Source organism: Terrabacter sp. LjRoot27, from assembly GCF_964254175.1.
In the GTDB taxonomy this organism is placed as follows: domain Bacteria; phylum Actinomycetota; class Actinomycetes; order Actinomycetales; family Dermatophilaceae; genus Terrabacter.
In genome coordinates, this window is record NZ_CAXUSS020000002.1 from 143385 (window position 1) to 158907 (window position 15523).

The 15523-nt window shown below is 71.1% G+C and carries 12 protein-coding genes; all 12 read left to right on the plus strand.

Features of this window, described 5'->3' with window-relative positions:
* Window positions 1-107 precede the first annotated feature (107 nt).
* Complete coding sequence (locus tag ACSQ2D_RS21335) at window positions 108-1337, plus strand: ATP-grasp domain-containing protein (protein ID WP_435988007.1); 1230 nt, start codon at window positions 108-110, stop codon at window positions 1335-1337.
* 21 nt (window positions 1338-1358) lie between these two features.
* Window positions 1359-2285, plus strand: coding sequence for a hypothetical protein (locus ACSQ2D_RS21340; RefSeq protein WP_435988008.1), 927 nt, complete (start codon window positions 1359-1361; stop codon window positions 2283-2285).
* Window positions 2282-3433: an alpha/beta hydrolase-fold protein gene (locus ACSQ2D_RS21345; RefSeq protein WP_435988009.1), complete on the plus strand. Its 1152-nt coding sequence runs from the start codon at window positions 2282-2284 to the stop codon at window positions 3431-3433. The genes ACSQ2D_RS21340 and ACSQ2D_RS21345 overlap by 4 nt, the downstream gene beginning before the upstream one ends.
* A 28-nt stretch (window positions 3434-3461) precedes the next feature.
* A complete protein-coding gene (locus ACSQ2D_RS21350) occupies window positions 3462-4190 on the plus strand; it encodes an esterase family protein (protein ID WP_435988010.1) in 729 nt (242 codons plus the stop codon).
* 166 nt (window positions 4191-4356) lie between these two features.
* Window positions 4357-6759 carry an ATP-binding cassette domain-containing protein gene (locus tag ACSQ2D_RS21355; protein ID WP_435988011.1) on the plus strand — a complete coding sequence of 801 codons (2403 nt, stop codon included), beginning with the start codon at window positions 4357-4359 and terminating at the stop codon, window positions 6757-6759.
* Between the two features lie 13 nt (window positions 6760-6772).
* Window positions 6773-7777, plus strand: a complete 1005-nt coding sequence (locus ACSQ2D_RS21360; RefSeq protein ID WP_435988012.1) for a serine hydrolase domain-containing protein — start codon at window positions 6773-6775, stop codon at window positions 7775-7777.
* 280 nt (window positions 7778-8057) lie between these two features.
* A complete protein-coding gene (locus ACSQ2D_RS21365) occupies window positions 8058-9347 on the plus strand; it encodes an ABC transporter substrate-binding protein (protein WP_435988013.1) in 1290 nt (429 codons plus the stop codon).
* 11 nt (window positions 9348-9358) lie between these two features.
* Complete coding sequence (locus tag ACSQ2D_RS21370) at window positions 9359-10390, plus strand: carbohydrate ABC transporter permease (protein ID WP_435988014.1); 1032 nt, start codon at window positions 9359-9361, stop codon at window positions 10388-10390.
* Complete coding sequence (locus ACSQ2D_RS21375; RefSeq protein WP_435988015.1) at window positions 10383-11246, plus strand: carbohydrate ABC transporter permease; 864 nt, start codon at window positions 10383-10385, stop codon at window positions 11244-11246. The genes ACSQ2D_RS21370 and ACSQ2D_RS21375 overlap by 8 nt, the downstream gene beginning before the upstream one ends.
* A gap of 41 nt (window positions 11247-11287) precedes the next feature.
* Entirely contained in the window at window positions 11288-12535 is a 1248-nt protein-coding gene (locus tag ACSQ2D_RS21380; RefSeq protein ID WP_435988016.1) for a Gfo/Idh/MocA family protein, read from the plus strand.
* 97 nt (window positions 12536-12632) lie between these two features.
* Window positions 12633-13046 carry a hypothetical protein gene (locus ACSQ2D_RS21385; protein ID WP_435988017.1) on the plus strand — a complete coding sequence of 138 codons (414 nt, stop codon included), beginning with the start codon at window positions 12633-12635 and terminating at the stop codon, window positions 13044-13046.
* Between the two features lie 119 nt (window positions 13047-13165).
* Entirely contained in the window at window positions 13166-14989 is a 1824-nt protein-coding gene (locus tag ACSQ2D_RS21390) for an ABC transporter substrate-binding protein (protein ID WP_435988018.1), read from the plus strand.
* Window positions 14990-15523: the final 534 nt, after the last annotated feature.

The window sequence follows — 15523 nt, forward strand, 5'->3', positions numbered from 1 at the left end:
CAGTCTCGTCCTCAACGGGGTCCGGCGCGCGCTTTTGCCCCGCGACCCGCGCGGCGGCACACGGCGGTCCGTGGCGGGCCTCCCGGTGGACCGATAGCGTCGACGCCGTGAACATCATCTTCGTGGAGCCGTCGTTCCCGGCGAACCAGCGTCGCTTCGTGCACGCCCTCGCATCGGTGGGCGCGAACGTCTACGGCATCGGCGAGTCCGACGAGGCGCACCTCGGCGACGACGTGCTCGGCGCCCTCCGCGGCTACTACCGCGTCGGCTCGGTGACGAACGTCGACCAGATGGTCGAGGCGGTCCGCTACTTCCAGGACAAGGTCTGGATCGACGCGCTCGAGGCGACCGTCGAGGCCCACACGATGCCGGCGGCGCAGGTCCGCGAGGCGTGCGGCATCCCCGGCACGAGCGTGCGCACGACGTGGCTGTGCCGCGACAAGCCGTCGATGAAGGAGGCGCTGCGGCAGGCGGGCGTCCCCACCGCTGCGAGCGCGGCCGTCGACTCGGCCGCCGAGGCGCGGGCCTTCGCCGAGCGCGAGGGCTACCCGCTCATCCTCAAGCCGCGCGCAGGCGCCGGCGCCCAGGGCACGGTGCGCGTCGACAGCGACCACGAGCTCGAGCAGGCGCTGCAGGGCTACGCCCGCGAGGGGGCGAGCTCGATCGCGATCGAGGAGTTCGTCGAGGGCCACGAGGGCTTCTACGACACGATCAGCCTCGACGGCCGGGTCGTGCACGACTGGGCGACGCACTACTACCCCAACGTCCTCGAGGCGATGCGTCAGCGCTGGATCTCGCCGCAGTTCATCACGACGAACCGCATCGACGAGCCGGGCAACGCCTTCTACGCCGAGGTCCGCGAGCTCGGGCGCCGCGTCATCGAGGCGCTCGGCATCGAGACGTCGGCCACGCACATGGAGTGGTTCTACGGCCCGAAGGGCCTGAAGTTCAGCGAGATCGGCGCCCGCCCGCCGGGGGTCGGCGCGTGGGACGTCTACTCCGCCGCCAACGAGGTCGACGTCTACCGCGAGTGGGCACACGTCATCACCCACCGCGCGCCCGAGCAGCAGATGAAGCGCACGTATGCCGCCGGCATCGTCGCGCTCCGCCCTGACCGCGACGGGTCGATCACCGGCTACACCGGCATCGACGAGATCCAGTCCCGCTACGGCGAGTGGGTCATCGACGGCCACTTCCCGCCGGTCGGCCACGGCACCCAGGGCGTCGAGGCCGGCTACATGGCCAACGCCTGGGTGCGGCTGCGCCACCCCGACTTCGACACGGCCCGCGCCATGCTCGACGACATCGGCCGCACGATCCACGTGCACGCGGGCTGAGCGCGGCCGAGCCCTGCCTCCATGTCGACGACGATCCTGCTCGGGCCCCAACGGTTCACGACGACCGTGGGGGCCACCGTGCGCTCGCTCGGGGTGACCGGGCGCATCGCCATGGTCAACTCCGGCTGGGAGGAGCGCGAGTCCGACGACGCCGAGCTCGCCGGCCACCTCGACGGCCGCGGCGTCAACCTCCAGCTGCACCACCGGATGATGGACGTGCTGGCCAAGGACGAGCACTTCGCCGCGGCGGCGGTCGCGTTCCGCGACCGGATGGACGAGCTGCGCGCCTTCTACGGCATACGCCTCCAGGCGGCGATCGACGCCGTGCACGCCGTCGCGCACCGCACGTCGATCCACGCCGTCGGTCCCATCGCCGAGGAGTCCGCCATGGAGGCCGTCCGCGAGGTCGACCGCTGGTATGCCGCCGAGCTCGACGAGCTGTACCGCTCGGTCCGCGCGACCGCGCCGCTCGACGAGAGCGGCACCATCGGCTGGCACCGGGGTGAGATCGGAGCGATCCTCGACGAGTGCGAGGCGGTCGTCATCGCCGGCGGCAACGTGCGCACGCTGCTGCGCACGTTCCGGGTCTTCGACGTCGCGCTCCGGCCCGAGCAGTCGGTCGTCGCGTGGTCGGCCGGGGCGATGGCGCTCACCGACGAGGTCGTCCTCTTCCACGACTTCACCCCCCACGGGGTCGCGGCGGCCGAGCTGCACGACCGCGGGCTGGGGCGGCTGCCGGGCGTCATCGCGCTGCCGCACGCCAAGCGTCGGCTGCTGCTCGACGACCGCGAGCGCATGTCGGTGCTGGCGCGGCGCTTCGCCGAGCACCGGCTGCTCCTGCTCGACGACGGTGCCGTCGTGCGCTTCCCCGACGGCGCGACCGACCTCCCGGCCGGCGCCCGCGTGCTCGACCGCACCGGCCGCGTCTCGGTGGTGGGGGTCGCATGAGCGCCATGGAACGCCTCGCCGTCAACCGCCTGCGCGAGCGGCTGCCGCTCGACGGGCCGACGATCGACCGCTTCGTCGAGCGCTTCGGCTGCCCGATCATCGAGGGCGAGCGGGCGACCTTCCTCTACCGTGGCGACGTCGACGAGGTGTGGGTGCGCCACCGCGTCGTCGGCCTTCCGGACCCCTTGCCGCTCAAGCGGATCGGCGAGTCCGACCTCTGGGCCGTGACGACCGTCCTGCCCGAGGGGTCGCGGGTCGAGTACCAGATCGAGATCCGCAAGGGCGAGCACTACGAGCGCTTCAACGACCCCCTCAACCCACGCCTCGCGCACAGCCCGATGGGGTCGTCGTCGGTGTGCGCGGCGATCGGCTACCGCGTGCCCGAGTGGGTCGCGTACGACCCCGAGGCCCGCCAGGGCACCCTCGTCGAGGAGCAGGTCCGCAGCAAGGCCCTGCGGCGCGACCAGTCCGTGCAGATCTACCTGCCGGCGCGCTTCAACCGGGCGCAGCGCTACCCGCTCCTCATCGTCCACGACGGCACCGACTACCTCGAGTTCGCGGCGATGAAGACCGTCCTCGACAACCTCATCCACCGGCTCGACGTCGACCCGCTCGTCGCCGTCTTCGTGCCGCCGCGCGACCGGCTCAAGGAGTACCCCAACCACGCCCCGCACGCCCGGTTCATCGCGCGGGAGCTCGTGCCGCTGCTCACCGAGCGCCTGCCCCTCATCGACACCCCGGAGGCCCGCTGCCTCATGGGCAGCTCCTTCGGCGGCGTCGCCTCGCTGTCGACGGCGGTGCGCTACCCCGGCTTCTTCGGGTCGCTCATGCTGCAGTCCGCGTCGCTCGTCTTCACCGACATCGGCTTCGACCACGGCGGCGGCCCGGCCTTCGACCCGGTCGTGAAGTTCGTCAACCGCTTCCGCGAGAAGCCGTCCGCGGTCGTCGACCGGCTCTTCATGTCGTGCGGGGTCTACGAGCCGCTCATCACCCCGAACCGGTCGATGGTCCCGGTCTTCCGGCACGCGGGCATGACGGTGCGCTACACGGAGTCGCGCGACGGCCACAACTGGGAGAACTGGCGCGACCGTCTCGGCGACGGCCTCGCGTGGCTCTTCCCCGGACCCCAGAAGTTCGTCTACGAGTGACGAGCGCGAGTGAGAAGGCAGGTCACCCATGAAGGTCACCGACCGGTGGTACTCCGACCGTCTGGGCCAGGACATCAGCGTCGCTCGGTGGGGCACCTACGGCGCGCCCGTGCTGCTCTTCCCGACCGCGGGCGGTGATGCCGAGGAGGTCGAGCGGCACAAGATGATCGCCCACCTCGAGCCGCTCATCGCGGCCGGCCGCGCCAAGGTCTACTCCGTCGACAGCGTCGCGGGCCGGGCCCTGGCCGAGCGGCGGGGCACGCCCGACTACCAGCTCGCCCTCTTCAACGGCTTCCACGAGGCGATCGCCCGCGAGGTCATCCCGGCGATCCACTCCGACCTCGGCGGCCAGCCGATGCCCGTCACCGTCGCGGGGGCGTCGATCGGTGCCTTCAACGCCCTCGCCATCACCTGCCGCTACCCCGAGCTCGTGCAGTCGGCCGTGTGCATGAGCGGCACGTACGCCATCGAGCAGTTCCTCGGCGGCCACGTCAACGACGACCTCTACTTCAGCTCGCCGCTGCACTTCCTGCCCGGGCTCGAGGGCCCGGCGCTCGACCTGCTCCGCACGCGGATGATCGTGCTCGCCTCGGGCAGCGGCCGCTGGGAGGACGTCGGCGAGTCGCGCGCCGTCGCGCACGTCCTCGGGAGCAAGGGCATCCCCAACCGCGTCGACGACTGGGGCACGGACTACGACCACGACTGGCCGACGTGGTGGGCCATGCTCCCGCTCTACCTCGACGACCTCCTCCCCTGACGGCATACGCCTCCCCCCACTCCCGTCGAGTGGTCAGTCCCGTACGGTGCCGCGGGTGCCGAACCGACCACTCGAGGTGACCCTCTCGTCGAGTGGTCACTCCCGTACGGTGCCGCGTCGGGAATCGGGAGGCCGGGGGTGGGTGCGGGGCCGTAGCGTACGTCGCATGGAGTCGAAGAGCACCGCTGCGAAGACCGCGTCGAGCCCCTCCGCCGGACACCACCCGGCCGACGTCCACGACATGATCCGCGTACAGGGCGCGCGCGAGAACAACCTCAAGGACGTCAGCCTCGACCTGCCGAAGCGCCGTCTCACGGCGTTCACCGGCGTCTCGGGCTCGGGCAAGAGCTCCCTCGTCTTCGCGACGATCGCTGCGGAGTCGCAGCGGATGATCAACGAGACCTACAGCGCCTTCGTCCAGGGCTTCATGCCGTCGCTGGCGCGCCCCGACGTCGACTACCTCGACGGCCTGACGACGGCGATCATCGTCGACCAGGAGCGGATGGGCGCCAACCCGCGCTCGACGGTCGGCACCGCGACCGACGCCAACGCGATGCTCCGAATCCTCTTCTCCCGCATCGGGACCCCGCACATCGGGCCGCCGACGGCGTTCGCCTTCAACGTGCCGACACGGGTCGCGAGCGGCGTCATGAAGACCGACAAGGGCAACCGGCAGGAGACCTCGATCGTCCGTGAGGCCGTCTACCAGGGCGGCATGTGCGCGCGGTGCGAGGGCATGGGCTCGGTCAACGACTTCGACCTCACCGCGATCTACGACGAGAGCAAGTCGCTCTCCGACGGCGCACTGCTCGTCCCGGGCTACAGCATGGACGGGTGGTACGGCCGGATCTTCAGCGGCGCCGGCCTGCCCATGGACAAGCCGGTCGGAAAGTTCACCGAGCGCCAGCTCCAGAAGCTGCTCTACGGCCAGCCCGAGAAGATCAAGGTCGACGGCGTCAACCTCACCTACGAGGGCGTCCTGTCGAAGGTGCAGAAGTCGATGCTGTCCAAGGACCTCGACGCGATGCAGCCGCACGTGCGCCGTTTCGTCGAGCGCGCGGTCACCTTCACGACCTGCCCCGAGTGCAAGGGCACCCGCCTGTCGCAGGAGGCGCTGAGCTCGAAGATCAAGGGCAAGAACATCGCCGAGCTGTGCGCCATGCAGATCAGCGACCTCGCCGAGTGGCTGCGCGACCTCGACGACGCGTCGGTCGCACCGCTACTCCGCGGTCTGCAGCACCTGCTCGACTCCTTCGCCGAGATCGGTCTCGGCTACCTCTCGCTCGACCGGCCCGCCGGCACCCTCTCCGGTGGTGAGGCCCAGCGCACCAAGATGATCCGTCACCTCGGCTCGTCGCTCACCGACGTCACCTACGTCTTCGACGAGCCGACGATCGGCCTGCACCCGCACGACATCGCGCGGATGAACCAGCTGCTGCTCCAGCTGCGCGACAAGGGCAACACCGTCCTGGTCGTCGAGCACAAGCCCGAGACGATCGCCATCGCCGACCACGTCGTCGACCTCGGCCCGGGCGCCGGCACCGCGGGCGGCGAGGTCGTCTTCGAGGGCACCGTCGAGGGGCTGCGCAAGAGCGACACGGTCACGGGCCACCACCTCGACGACCGGGTCAGTCTCAAGGACGCGCTGCGTGCGGCGTCGGGTGCGATGGAGGTGCGCGGCGCCTCGACCCACAACCTGCGCGACGTCGACGTCGACATCCCGCTCGGGGTGCTCTGCGTCGTCACCGGCGTGGCCGGGTCGGGCAAGAGCTCGCTGATCCACGGCTCCGTCGCCAAGCGCGACGGGGTCGTCGTCGTCGACCAGGGCGCCATCCGCGGCTCGCGCCGGAGCAACCCCGCGACCTACACCGGCCTGCTCGAGCCGATCCGCAAGGCCTTCGCCAAGGCCAACGGCGTCAAGCCGGCCCTCTTCAGCTCCAACTCGGAGGGGGCCTGCCCCGCCTGCAACGGCGCCGGTGTCATCTACACCGAGCTCGGCGTCATGGCGACCGTCGAGTCGACGTGCGAGGAGTGCGAGGGCCGCCGGTTCCAGGCAGCGGTGCTCGAGTACGAGCTGGGCGGGCGCAACATCGCCGACGTCCTCGCGATGCCCGTGAACGAGGCGCTCGACTTCTTCGACACCGGCGAGGCGCGCACGCCCGCCGCGCACACGATCCTCGCGCGGCTCGCCGACGTCGGCCTCGGCTACCTCACGCTCGGCCAGCCCCTCACCACGCTGTCGGGCGGCGAGCGGCAACGCCTCAAGCTGGCCACGCAGATGGCCGAGAAGGGCGACGTCTACGTCCTCGACGAGCCGACGACCGGCCTGCACCTCGCCGACGTCGAGAACCTCCTCGGCCTGCTCGACCGGCTCGTCGAGTCGGGCAAGTCGGTGCTCGTCATCGAGCACCACCAGGCCGTGATGGCGCACGCCGACTGGATCATCGACCTCGGCCCCGGTGCCGGCCACGACGGCGGCAACGTCGTCTTCGAGGGGACGCCCGCCGACCTCGTCGCCAGTCGGTCGACGCTCACCGGCGAGCACCTCGCCACCTACGTCGGAGCCTGACGGGCGACCCGCCATGGACGGCCTGGACGCCGCGGTCGCCGACGTCGTGCGCGAGCACGGCTTCTCCGGCGTCGTCCGGGTCGACCTCGAGGGCCGGACCGTGCACGCCTCCGCGCACGGTCTCGCCGACCGGGCCCACGGCCTGCCCAACACGCTCGACACGCAGTTCGGAGTGGCGAGCATCGCCAAGGGCCTGACCGCCCTCGCCGTGGTCAGCCTCGTGGCCGAGGGGCGCATCGCCCTCGACACCCCGGTGCGGTCGGTCGTCGGCGACGACCTGCCCGACATCGGCGGTGACGTGACGGTCGAGCACCTGCTCTCGCACCGTTCGGGCATCGGCGACTACCTCGACGAGGACGCCGACCTCGACGCCTCCGACTACGTCATGACCCTGCCCGTCCACCAGCTCGCGACGACCGAGGGCTACCTGCCGGCACTCCGCGGGCGACCGGCGAAGTTCGCTGCGGGAGAGCGCTTCTCGTACTGCAACAGCGGCTTCGTCGTGCTCGCCCTCGTCGTCGAGCGCCTGACCGGCACGGGCTTCCACGAGGCGGTCGAGGAGCGGGTCTGCGCCCGCGCCGGGATGGGTGACACGGCATACCTCCGCTCCGACGCGCTGCCGGGGCGCGCCGCGCTCGGCTACCTCGACGGCGACGGGCTGCGCACCAACGTGCTGCACCTGCCCGTCCGCGGCAGCGGTGACGGTGGGGTCCACACGACCGTCACCGACCTGCACGCGCTGTGGGACGCGTTCCACGCCGGACGCATCGTCGACGAGCGCTGGGTGGCTGAGATGTTGCGCCCACGCACCGACGTCATGGCGGACGGCCGGCGCTACGGCCTCGGCCTCTGGCTCGACGCGGCGGGTGACGGGGTCGCTCTCAACGGCTACGACGCCGGCGTCTCGGCGGTCACGCGGCACGAGCCGTCGCGGGCCCTGACGTGGTCGGTCGTGGCCAACCGGAGCGACGTCGCCTGGCCGGTCTCCCGGCGCCTCCGCGAGGTCCTCGGGGGCTGACGCCCTCCCCGGAGAGTCCGCATCGCGGACGTCCCGGGGTGCGCGCGAGACCCGTGCCGCGAGCGCTTCGGGCAGCCCACAGGGACCCGCGGCGGCCTGCTCTGCAGGCGTGTCCCGGGCCTTGATCTGACCCGTCCTACGGATTGACAGGTGATCGAATGTGCTCGATTGTAGTCCCGCCCAAGCACAAACGAGCGATCAGGCTTGGGTTGCCCGATGACGTGCACCGGACCGCAGCCGCCCACCAGCCAGCTGCGGCCCCCCATCCAAGGAGTCGCGAATGCGCAGAACGTCCACGCTGGCCCTCACGGCCGCGCTCACCCCGCTGCTCGTGCTCGGCCTCGCCGCGTGCGGCCAGTCGACCGGCGGCGCCACGGCCGACGCCCAGCCCGAGTCGGGGCCGGTGACGATCTCCTACGGGATCTGGGACAAGAACCAGATGCCGGCCATGCAGAAGATCGCGGACGAGTTCCACGTCGCGAACCCCAACGTCACGGTCAAGATCCAGGTGACGCCGTTCAAGCAGTACTTCACGACCCTGCAGACGGCCGCGGCCGGCGGCGGCGCCCCCGACGTCTTCTGGATGAACGGCCCCAACGTCAAGCTGTATGCCGCCAACCAGCAGCTGCTGCCGCTCGACCAGACGATCAGCCGAGCCAAGCTCGACCTCGCGAAGTACCCCGAGGCGCTCGTCGACCTCTACACCTACGACGGCAAGACGTACGGCATCCCGAAGGACTTCGACACGATCGGCGTCTGGTACAACAAGGCGCTCTTCGACGCGAAGAAGCTCGCCTACCCCAAGGACGACTGGACGTGGGCCGACTTCCAGTCCGCCGCCCGCACCCTCACCGACCGGACCAAGGGCGTCTACGGCGCGGCCGCACCGGTCGAGGACCAGGCCGGCTTCTACGACACGATCCCCTCGGCCGGTGGCCAGGTCATCGACGCCGCGGGCACCAAGAGCGGCTTCGACACCCCGGAGGCGCTCAAGGGCATCGAGTTCTGGACCTCGCTCGTCAAGGACGGCGCGTCGCCGACGGTCCAGCAGATGACCGACACGAGCCCCGGCGACATGTTCAAGGCCGGCAAGGTCGCGATGTACTGGAACGGCTCGTGGGCCGCCGTCGAGTACAACGGCGTCCCGGAGCTCAAGGACGCCGTCAACGTCGCGCCGGTCCCCGCGGGCCCGAAGGGGCAGATCTCCGTCATCCACGGCCTCGGCAACGTCATCTACGCCAAGACGAAGCACCAGGACGCCGCCCAGAAGTTCGTCGGCTTCCTCGGCAGCGAGCGTGCGGCGCAGATCCAGGCCGACGCCGGCGCCGTCATCCCCGCCTACGAGGGCACCCAGGACGCCTGGGTGAAGTCGATGCCGCAGTTCAACCTCAAGGCCTACGTCGACGAGGTCGCGACCGCCGTGCCCTACCCGGGCTCGAAGAACACCAAGGCGTGGACGACCCTCCAGACCGACATCCTCACGAAGGTGTGGAACGGCGAGGTCGACGCGGCGACGGGCCTGAAGGACCTCGCCGCCCAGATGAACGCAGCGCTCGCCAAGGAGAAGTGACCGTGCCGGGCGTGCTCACCGACACGGACCGGCTGGAGGGGGCCGCCGGCGCGACCGCGCCGGACGGCGTCCCGTCGGGGTCGGGGAGCCGGGGCGACACCCCGGTCCCCGGCCGCCGGGCCCGGCTGCCCCGCGGGCGCCGCGGGCGCCGTGGACCGATGTCGCGGATGCGGCGCAACGACCTCTTCTGGGCGGCGGTCTTCATCCTCCCGACGCTGCTCGGCCTCGTCGTCTTCTACCTGTGGCCGGTCGTGCGCACCCTGCTCATCTCCTTCACCGAGACCGGGCCGTTCGGTGGGTCGGAGTTCGTCGGGCTCGCCAACTACCGCGAGCTCCTCGGCGACGCGCGCCTGTGGGAGACGATGCTCAACACCCTGAAGTTCACGGTCGTCGCACTGCTCGGCATCCCGGTCGCGCTCGTCATCGCGGCGCTGCTCAGCACCGAGGGACTGCGCGGGGTCCGCATCTACCGGGTGCTCTACTTCCTGCCCGTCGTGACGATGCCGGCGGCCGTCGGCCTCATCTGGCGCACCCTCTACAACGGCGACGTCGGCGTCATCAACGCGCTGCTCGGTCTCGTCGGAATCCAGGGCACGAACTGGCTCTCCAACCCCGCGACGGCGCTGTATGCCATTGCCGCAGTGGGCATCTGGCTCGGCCTGGGCACGCAGATCGTCATCTTCCTCGCCGCGATCCAAGGCGTGCCCAAGGACCTCTACGAGGCGGCCGCGCTCGACGGCGCGGGTCGCGTCCGGCAGTTCTGGTCGATCACGCTCCCGCAGATCAGCCCGAGCGTCTTCTTCATCTCGGTGCTCGCCGTCATCGGCGCGCTGCAGACGTTCGACCTCATCTTCGTCATGACGGGACCGACGAACCCGGCCTACCCCCAGACCGAGACGATCGTCGCGCAGTTCTACCAGCGTGGCTTCGTCGAGAACCACCAGGGGTATGCCGCCGCGATCGCTCTCGTCATCCTCGTCGTCATCGTCGCGGTGACCGCGCTGCAGTTCCGGCTCCAGAAGAAGTGGGTGTACTATGTCTGAGCTCGCGACCCGTCTCCCCCGCCGGCAGCGCCCGAAGCCCTTGCGCCGCAAGCACCTCGGTGTCCACGCCGTGCTCATCCTCGGCTCCGTCGTCATGGTCGGCCCGTTCTTCTGGGAGGTCGTGACCTCGCTCAAGACCCTCGGCGAGACGTTGTCCGTGCCGCCGACCGTCTTCCCGCGATCGCCTCAGTGGAGCAACTACGGCGACGTCTTCGACACGCTCCCCTTCGGCCAGATGTTCTGGAACAGCACGATCCAGACGCTCGGTCGGGTGCTCGGTCAGCTGGTCCTGTGCTCGATGGCCGGCTACGCCTTCGCCCGCTTCGAGTTCCGGGGACGAGGCCTGCTCTTCGGCCTCTTCCTCTCGGTGCTCATGGTCCCGAGCCAGCTCTTCCTGCTGCCGCAGTACGAGATCGTCGCGGGCCTGGGCTGGCTCAACTCGCTCCAGGCCCTCATCGTGCCCGGGCTCTTCAGCGCCTTCGGCACGTTCCTGCTGCGCCAGTTCTTCCTCAGCCTGCCGCGCGAGCTCGAGGAGGCCGCCAAGCTCGACGGCGCGAACCACTGGCAGATCTTCACCCGGATCATGCTGCCGCTCGCCAAGCCCGGTCTCATCGCGCTCGCCGTCCTCGACGTGCTGTGGTCGTGGAACGACCTCATGTGGCCGCTCGTGGTCAACAACGACCCGTCGAAGATGCCGCTGTCGGTCGGGCTCGCCTCGCTCATCGGCCAGTTCTCCGTCGACACGACGACGCTCATGGCCGGCTCGGTCCTCGCGACGCTGCCGGTCCTGATCCTCTTCGTCGTGCTCCAGAAGCAGTTCATCCAGGGGATCGCGTTCAGCGGCTCCAAGGGCTGAGACCCTCGAACCACCACCACACGGAAGGTGCCCACGCACTCATGACCGACCAGGCCACCCAGGCGCCCCAGGCCACCCAGGCCACCCAGGCCACCCAGTCCTGCCAGCCCGACCTCCGCATCGCGATCATCGGCTTCGGCCTGCGCGCCAGCCTCGCGAGGTACGCCCACCGCCCCGGCGAGGGCAGTCGCGTCACGGTCGTCTGCGACCCGGCCGAGCGGGGCCGCGCGGACGCGGCGGAGCGCATCGAGGGCGTACGCCTCGTCGACGGTCTCGACGAGCTGCTCGCTCCCGACGTGCGCGCCGACATCGACGCGGTGCTCGTCCTGACCCCCGACCACGCGCACGCCGAGCACGCCGTGCGCACCCTCGAGGCCGGCATACCGACGTTCGTCGAGAAGCCGCTCGCGACGAGCGTCGCCGACGCCGACCGCGTCCTCGAGGCCGCGCACCGCACCGGCACGCGGCTCTACGTCGGGCACAACATGCGGCACATGCCGGTGGTCCGGGCGATGCGTGACGTCATCGAGGCGGGCACGATCGGCGAGGTCAAGGCGGTCTGGTGCCGGCACTTCGTGTCGGCGGGCGGTGACTACTACTTCAAGGACTGGCACGCCGACCGTCGCAACACGACGGGCCTGCTCCTGCAGAAGGGCGCCCACGACATCGACGTCATCCACTGGCTCGCCGGCGCCTACACGCGCCGGGTCAGCGCGGTCGGCGACCTCGCGGTCTATGGCGACATCACCGACCACCGCGACAACTCCGACCGGCGGATGGCCGACTGGTACTCCCTCGACAACTGGCCGCCCACCGAGCAGCGCGAGCTCAACCCGGTCGTCGACATCGAGGACATCTCGATGGCCAACCTCGTGCTCGAGGGAGGCGTGCTCGCCAGCTACCAGCAGTGCCACTTCACGCCGGACTACTGGCGCAACTACACGGTCATCGGCACGAAGGGTCGGCTCGAGAACTTCGGCGACGGCCCGGGCGCCCTCGTCAAGGTGTGGACCCGCCGCACCGACACCTACCGCGACGACGCCGACGAGGTCATCGAGATCCCGGCGGCCGACACGACGGGCCACGGCGGCGCCGACCCGCTCCTCATCGCCGAGTTCGTCCGCTTCGCCCGCGACGGCGGCCCGACGATGACCTCGCCCGTCGCCGCCCGCGAGGCCGTCGCGGCCGGGGCGTCGGCGACGACGTCGCTGCGCTCGGGCGGTGGTGCGGTCGACGTGCCGGCACTCGACCCGGACCTCGTCGCGTGGTTCGAGGGCGGCCAGGCCTGAGGCAGATCACCGCGAGGCGGTATCACCGGCGTCCGTGGCGTCCTCTGGGGTGAAGGGGTCCGTTGGTCGAGCGGGCCCGTTCCCCGAAGGACGAGCCATGAGCGTCACCGACGTCTTCCCGCTGATCAAGGCACCCGAGGCCTGGCCGGTGCCGGTCGTCGCGACGGTCGCGATGGTCTGCCTCGCCGGGCTCGACCTGCTCGGTGCGGTCTTCGCCAAGGAGTGGGCCGAGAACGGCAGCGTGCGGGCGCTCGTGCTCGGCGCGGGCGCCTTCCTCGTCCTCTTCTGGGTGTATGCGTCGTCGCTGAGGTACGCCGAGCTGGCCCTCGTGACGATGGGCTGGGTCGTCATGCTCCAGGTCGGGCTCGTCCTCATCGACCGCTGGCGCTACGGCGTGGAGCTGCCCACCGGCAAGTGGGTGGCCATCGGCGTCGTGCTCGTCGCGCAGGCCTATCTCGTGCTCGCGCCGACCGCTGAGCAGGTCAGCGCCTCGGCGGGCTCCGGCGGCTAGACTTCCGAGCACGGACAGGGGTGCTCCGGGTCGCCGTCGGTGCCACCTGCCGCCGTGCTCTCCGTGCCCGCCGAAGTCCCGGGTCCGGTCTCCGGTCCGGGCGCCCCCGAAGGAAGTCCATGCGTCGACGTCTCGTCCGCCCCACCGTGGTGGCGACCCTCGGCGTGCTCGCGCTGGCCTCGGGTGCCGCGTGCACGAGCAGCACGGCGACGCCGGCCCCCTCCCGGGGCACGACACCGGGCGCGACGCCGGGCGCGACCTCCACCGCGACCCCGACGACCACGGCCCCGCCCCTCGTCGTCGGAGCGGTGTTCGACCACACGACGCTCGACCCGACGCGCCAGTTCGACCGCAGCGGCGCGATGCTGACGCACGCGCTCTACGAGACGCTGACGACGCTCGACCCCGACGACCCGACGAAGGTCGTGCCCGGCATGGCCGAGTACACCCTCTCCCCCGAGGGCCGGTGGCTGACGCTGCGGCTGCGAAAGGGGCTCGTCTTCTCCGACGGCACGCCCGTCACGACCGACGACGTCCTCTTCACCCTCCAGCGCGCGCGTGGCCTGTCCGGTCCGGCCGGCTCGATCCTCGGCACCGTCTCGGCGCTCAAGGTCGACGACCGCACCTTCACGCTCAGCTCTCCCGGCTCGAACTTCGCCCTGCCGGCGATCCTCGCCAACCCGGCCTTCGGCATCCTCAACGCCACGGCGGTCAAGGCGCACGGCGGCACCATCGGCCCCGGCGACGAGGCGAGCTCCTACCTCTCGCAGCACTCCGCGGGCTCGGGCCCGTACGTCATCGAGAGCGTCCGGGGCACCTCGGAGGTGCGCCTCGCCGCCAACCCGATGTGGTCGGGGGCAGCCCCCGCCTTCCCCGAGATCGTCGTGCGCAACCTCGACGCGCGCCAGCAGCTGGCCGCCATCGGGTCGGGCAGCGCCGACGTCGTGCTCGACCTCTCGCCGAGCCAGGCCGACGCCGCGACCGGCCGGCCGCAGACGTCGGCGGTCACGGTGACGACGATGCGCTCGAGCTCGCTCGTCTACCTCGCGCTCGGTCGTGACAAGGCCCTCAACGCGTGGACCGGCAACCCCGACTTCGCCGAGGCGGTGCGCCGCGGCCTCGACCGTGAGGCGCTCGGCACGGCCGCCCCCGGGTCGATGCCCGCCGCGGGGCTCATCCCCGCCGGGATCGTCGGCGCGCTCGAGGACCTCGCACCCTCGCCCGCGCCGACCCCGACCGACGGCACGGGGACCGACGGCACCGGGACGCCGACCCCGACCACGACGTCACCGACCACTCCCACGCAGGCCCCGTCGTCGTCGGGCACCACGGCGACACCCGACGGCATCCTCACGACCGGGGCGGACGGCACACCCACGCCCGTCGTGACGCTGCCCGTCGTCCCCGAGCGCGACCTCGCGGGCGCCAGGGCGGCGCTGCGACGCTCGGGCTACACGGGCCAGCCGATCCCCCTGTCGTATGCCGCCGACCTCCCGATCCAGGGCATCCCGACGAGCGCACTCGCCGTGGCCGTGCGCGCCCAGCTCGCGCAGGTCGGCATCAAGGTGAGGCTCAACCCCGCGCCCGCGGCGCAGGCGATCGCCGCCTACCGGGAGGGGCGCACCGCGTTCAGCCTGTGGAGCTGGAACCCCGACTACCCGGACCCCGAGAACTACCTCGCCTTCGCGCCGGGTGAGCTCGTCGGCTCGCGCGCCGGCTGGGCGCGTGGCACCGACCCGCTCGTCGACGACCTCACCGAGGCCGCGCGCGCGTCCGTCGGTGACAACCGGGCGGGGGCGTATGCCGCGTGGCAGCTCGCGATGAACCAGCGCAGCCCGTTCGTCCCCCTCATCCAGCCGGCGACGCGCTTCGCGAGCGGCGACCGGGTCAAGGTCCTGCCGGGCAACCCGGTCTGGACCGTCGACCTCGCGCGGCTCAGCTGAGCCGAGCTGTCACACGGGCTCTCGAGGGGCTCCCGAGGCGCTCTCGAGGCGCTCTCGAGGCGCTCTCGAGGCGCTCTCGAGGGGCTCCCGAGGGGCTCCCGAGGAGGTCGCCGAGCGCCTCGCCGAAGGGTCTCGGAGGCGCTCGTGGCGGCCCTCCGGAGGGCCCCGGACGAGGGTCCGAAGGCTCGATTATGAGATCTCGGGGGATGCCCTGTAACGTTCTCTTCGTCAGCCCGACAGGGAGCACCGGACGCCACCGCTGAGCGAGTCTTCGCTCGCGAAGTAGGCCGGTCCCGGGGTTGGCACCACAGCGAGACAGGCCGTTCGTTCGGTCCGATCGACGTGGAAGCCCGCGTGTCTGGCGTGGCCGGTTGGGTCTGCTCCTCGGAGCAGGAGCCGATTTGGACCAGCGCATCGAGGCGGGTAAGTTTGAAGGGTTGCCCCGGAGGCCTCCTCGTTGAGGTGGTTGATGGTGTGTGTCCGATTCTTGAGAACTCAACAGCGTGTCAAAAATCGATGCCAATTACCTCGTCC

Excerpts from the sequence above, each read along its gene's own strand:
- ACSQ2D_RS21340 (WP_435988008.1), top strand. The coding sequence starts at position 1,359 with ATGTCGACGACGATCCTGCTCGGGCCCCAACGGTTCACGACGACCGTG.
- ACSQ2D_RS21345 (WP_435988009.1), top strand. The coding sequence starts at position 2,282 with ATGAGCGCCATGGAACGCCTCGCCGTCAACCGCCTGCGCGAGCGGCTG.
- ACSQ2D_RS21350 (WP_435988010.1), top strand. The coding sequence starts at position 3,462 with ATGAAGGTCACCGACCGGTGGTACTCCGACCGTCTGGGCCAGGACATC.
- ACSQ2D_RS21355 (WP_435988011.1), top strand. The coding sequence starts at position 4,357 with ATGGAGTCGAAGAGCACCGCTGCGAAGACCGCGTCGAGCCCCTCCGCC.
- ACSQ2D_RS21360 (WP_435988012.1), top strand. The coding sequence starts at position 6,773 with ATGGACGGCCTGGACGCCGCGGTCGCCGACGTCGTGCGCGAGCACGGC.
- ACSQ2D_RS21365 (WP_435988013.1), top strand. The coding sequence starts at position 8,058 with ATGCGCAGAACGTCCACGCTGGCCCTCACGGCCGCGCTCACCCCGCTG.
- ACSQ2D_RS21375 (WP_435988015.1), top strand. The coding sequence starts at position 10,383 with ATGTCTGAGCTCGCGACCCGTCTCCCCCGCCGGCAGCGCCCGAAGCCC.
- ACSQ2D_RS21380 (WP_435988016.1), top strand. The coding sequence starts at position 11,288 with ATGACCGACCAGGCCACCCAGGCGCCCCAGGCCACCCAGGCCACCCAG.
- ACSQ2D_RS21385 (WP_435988017.1), top strand. The coding sequence starts at position 12,633 with ATGAGCGTCACCGACGTCTTCCCGCTGATCAAGGCACCCGAGGCCTGG.
- ACSQ2D_RS21390 (WP_435988018.1), top strand. The coding sequence starts at position 13,166 with ATGCGTCGACGTCTCGTCCGCCCCACCGTGGTGGCGACCCTCGGCGTG.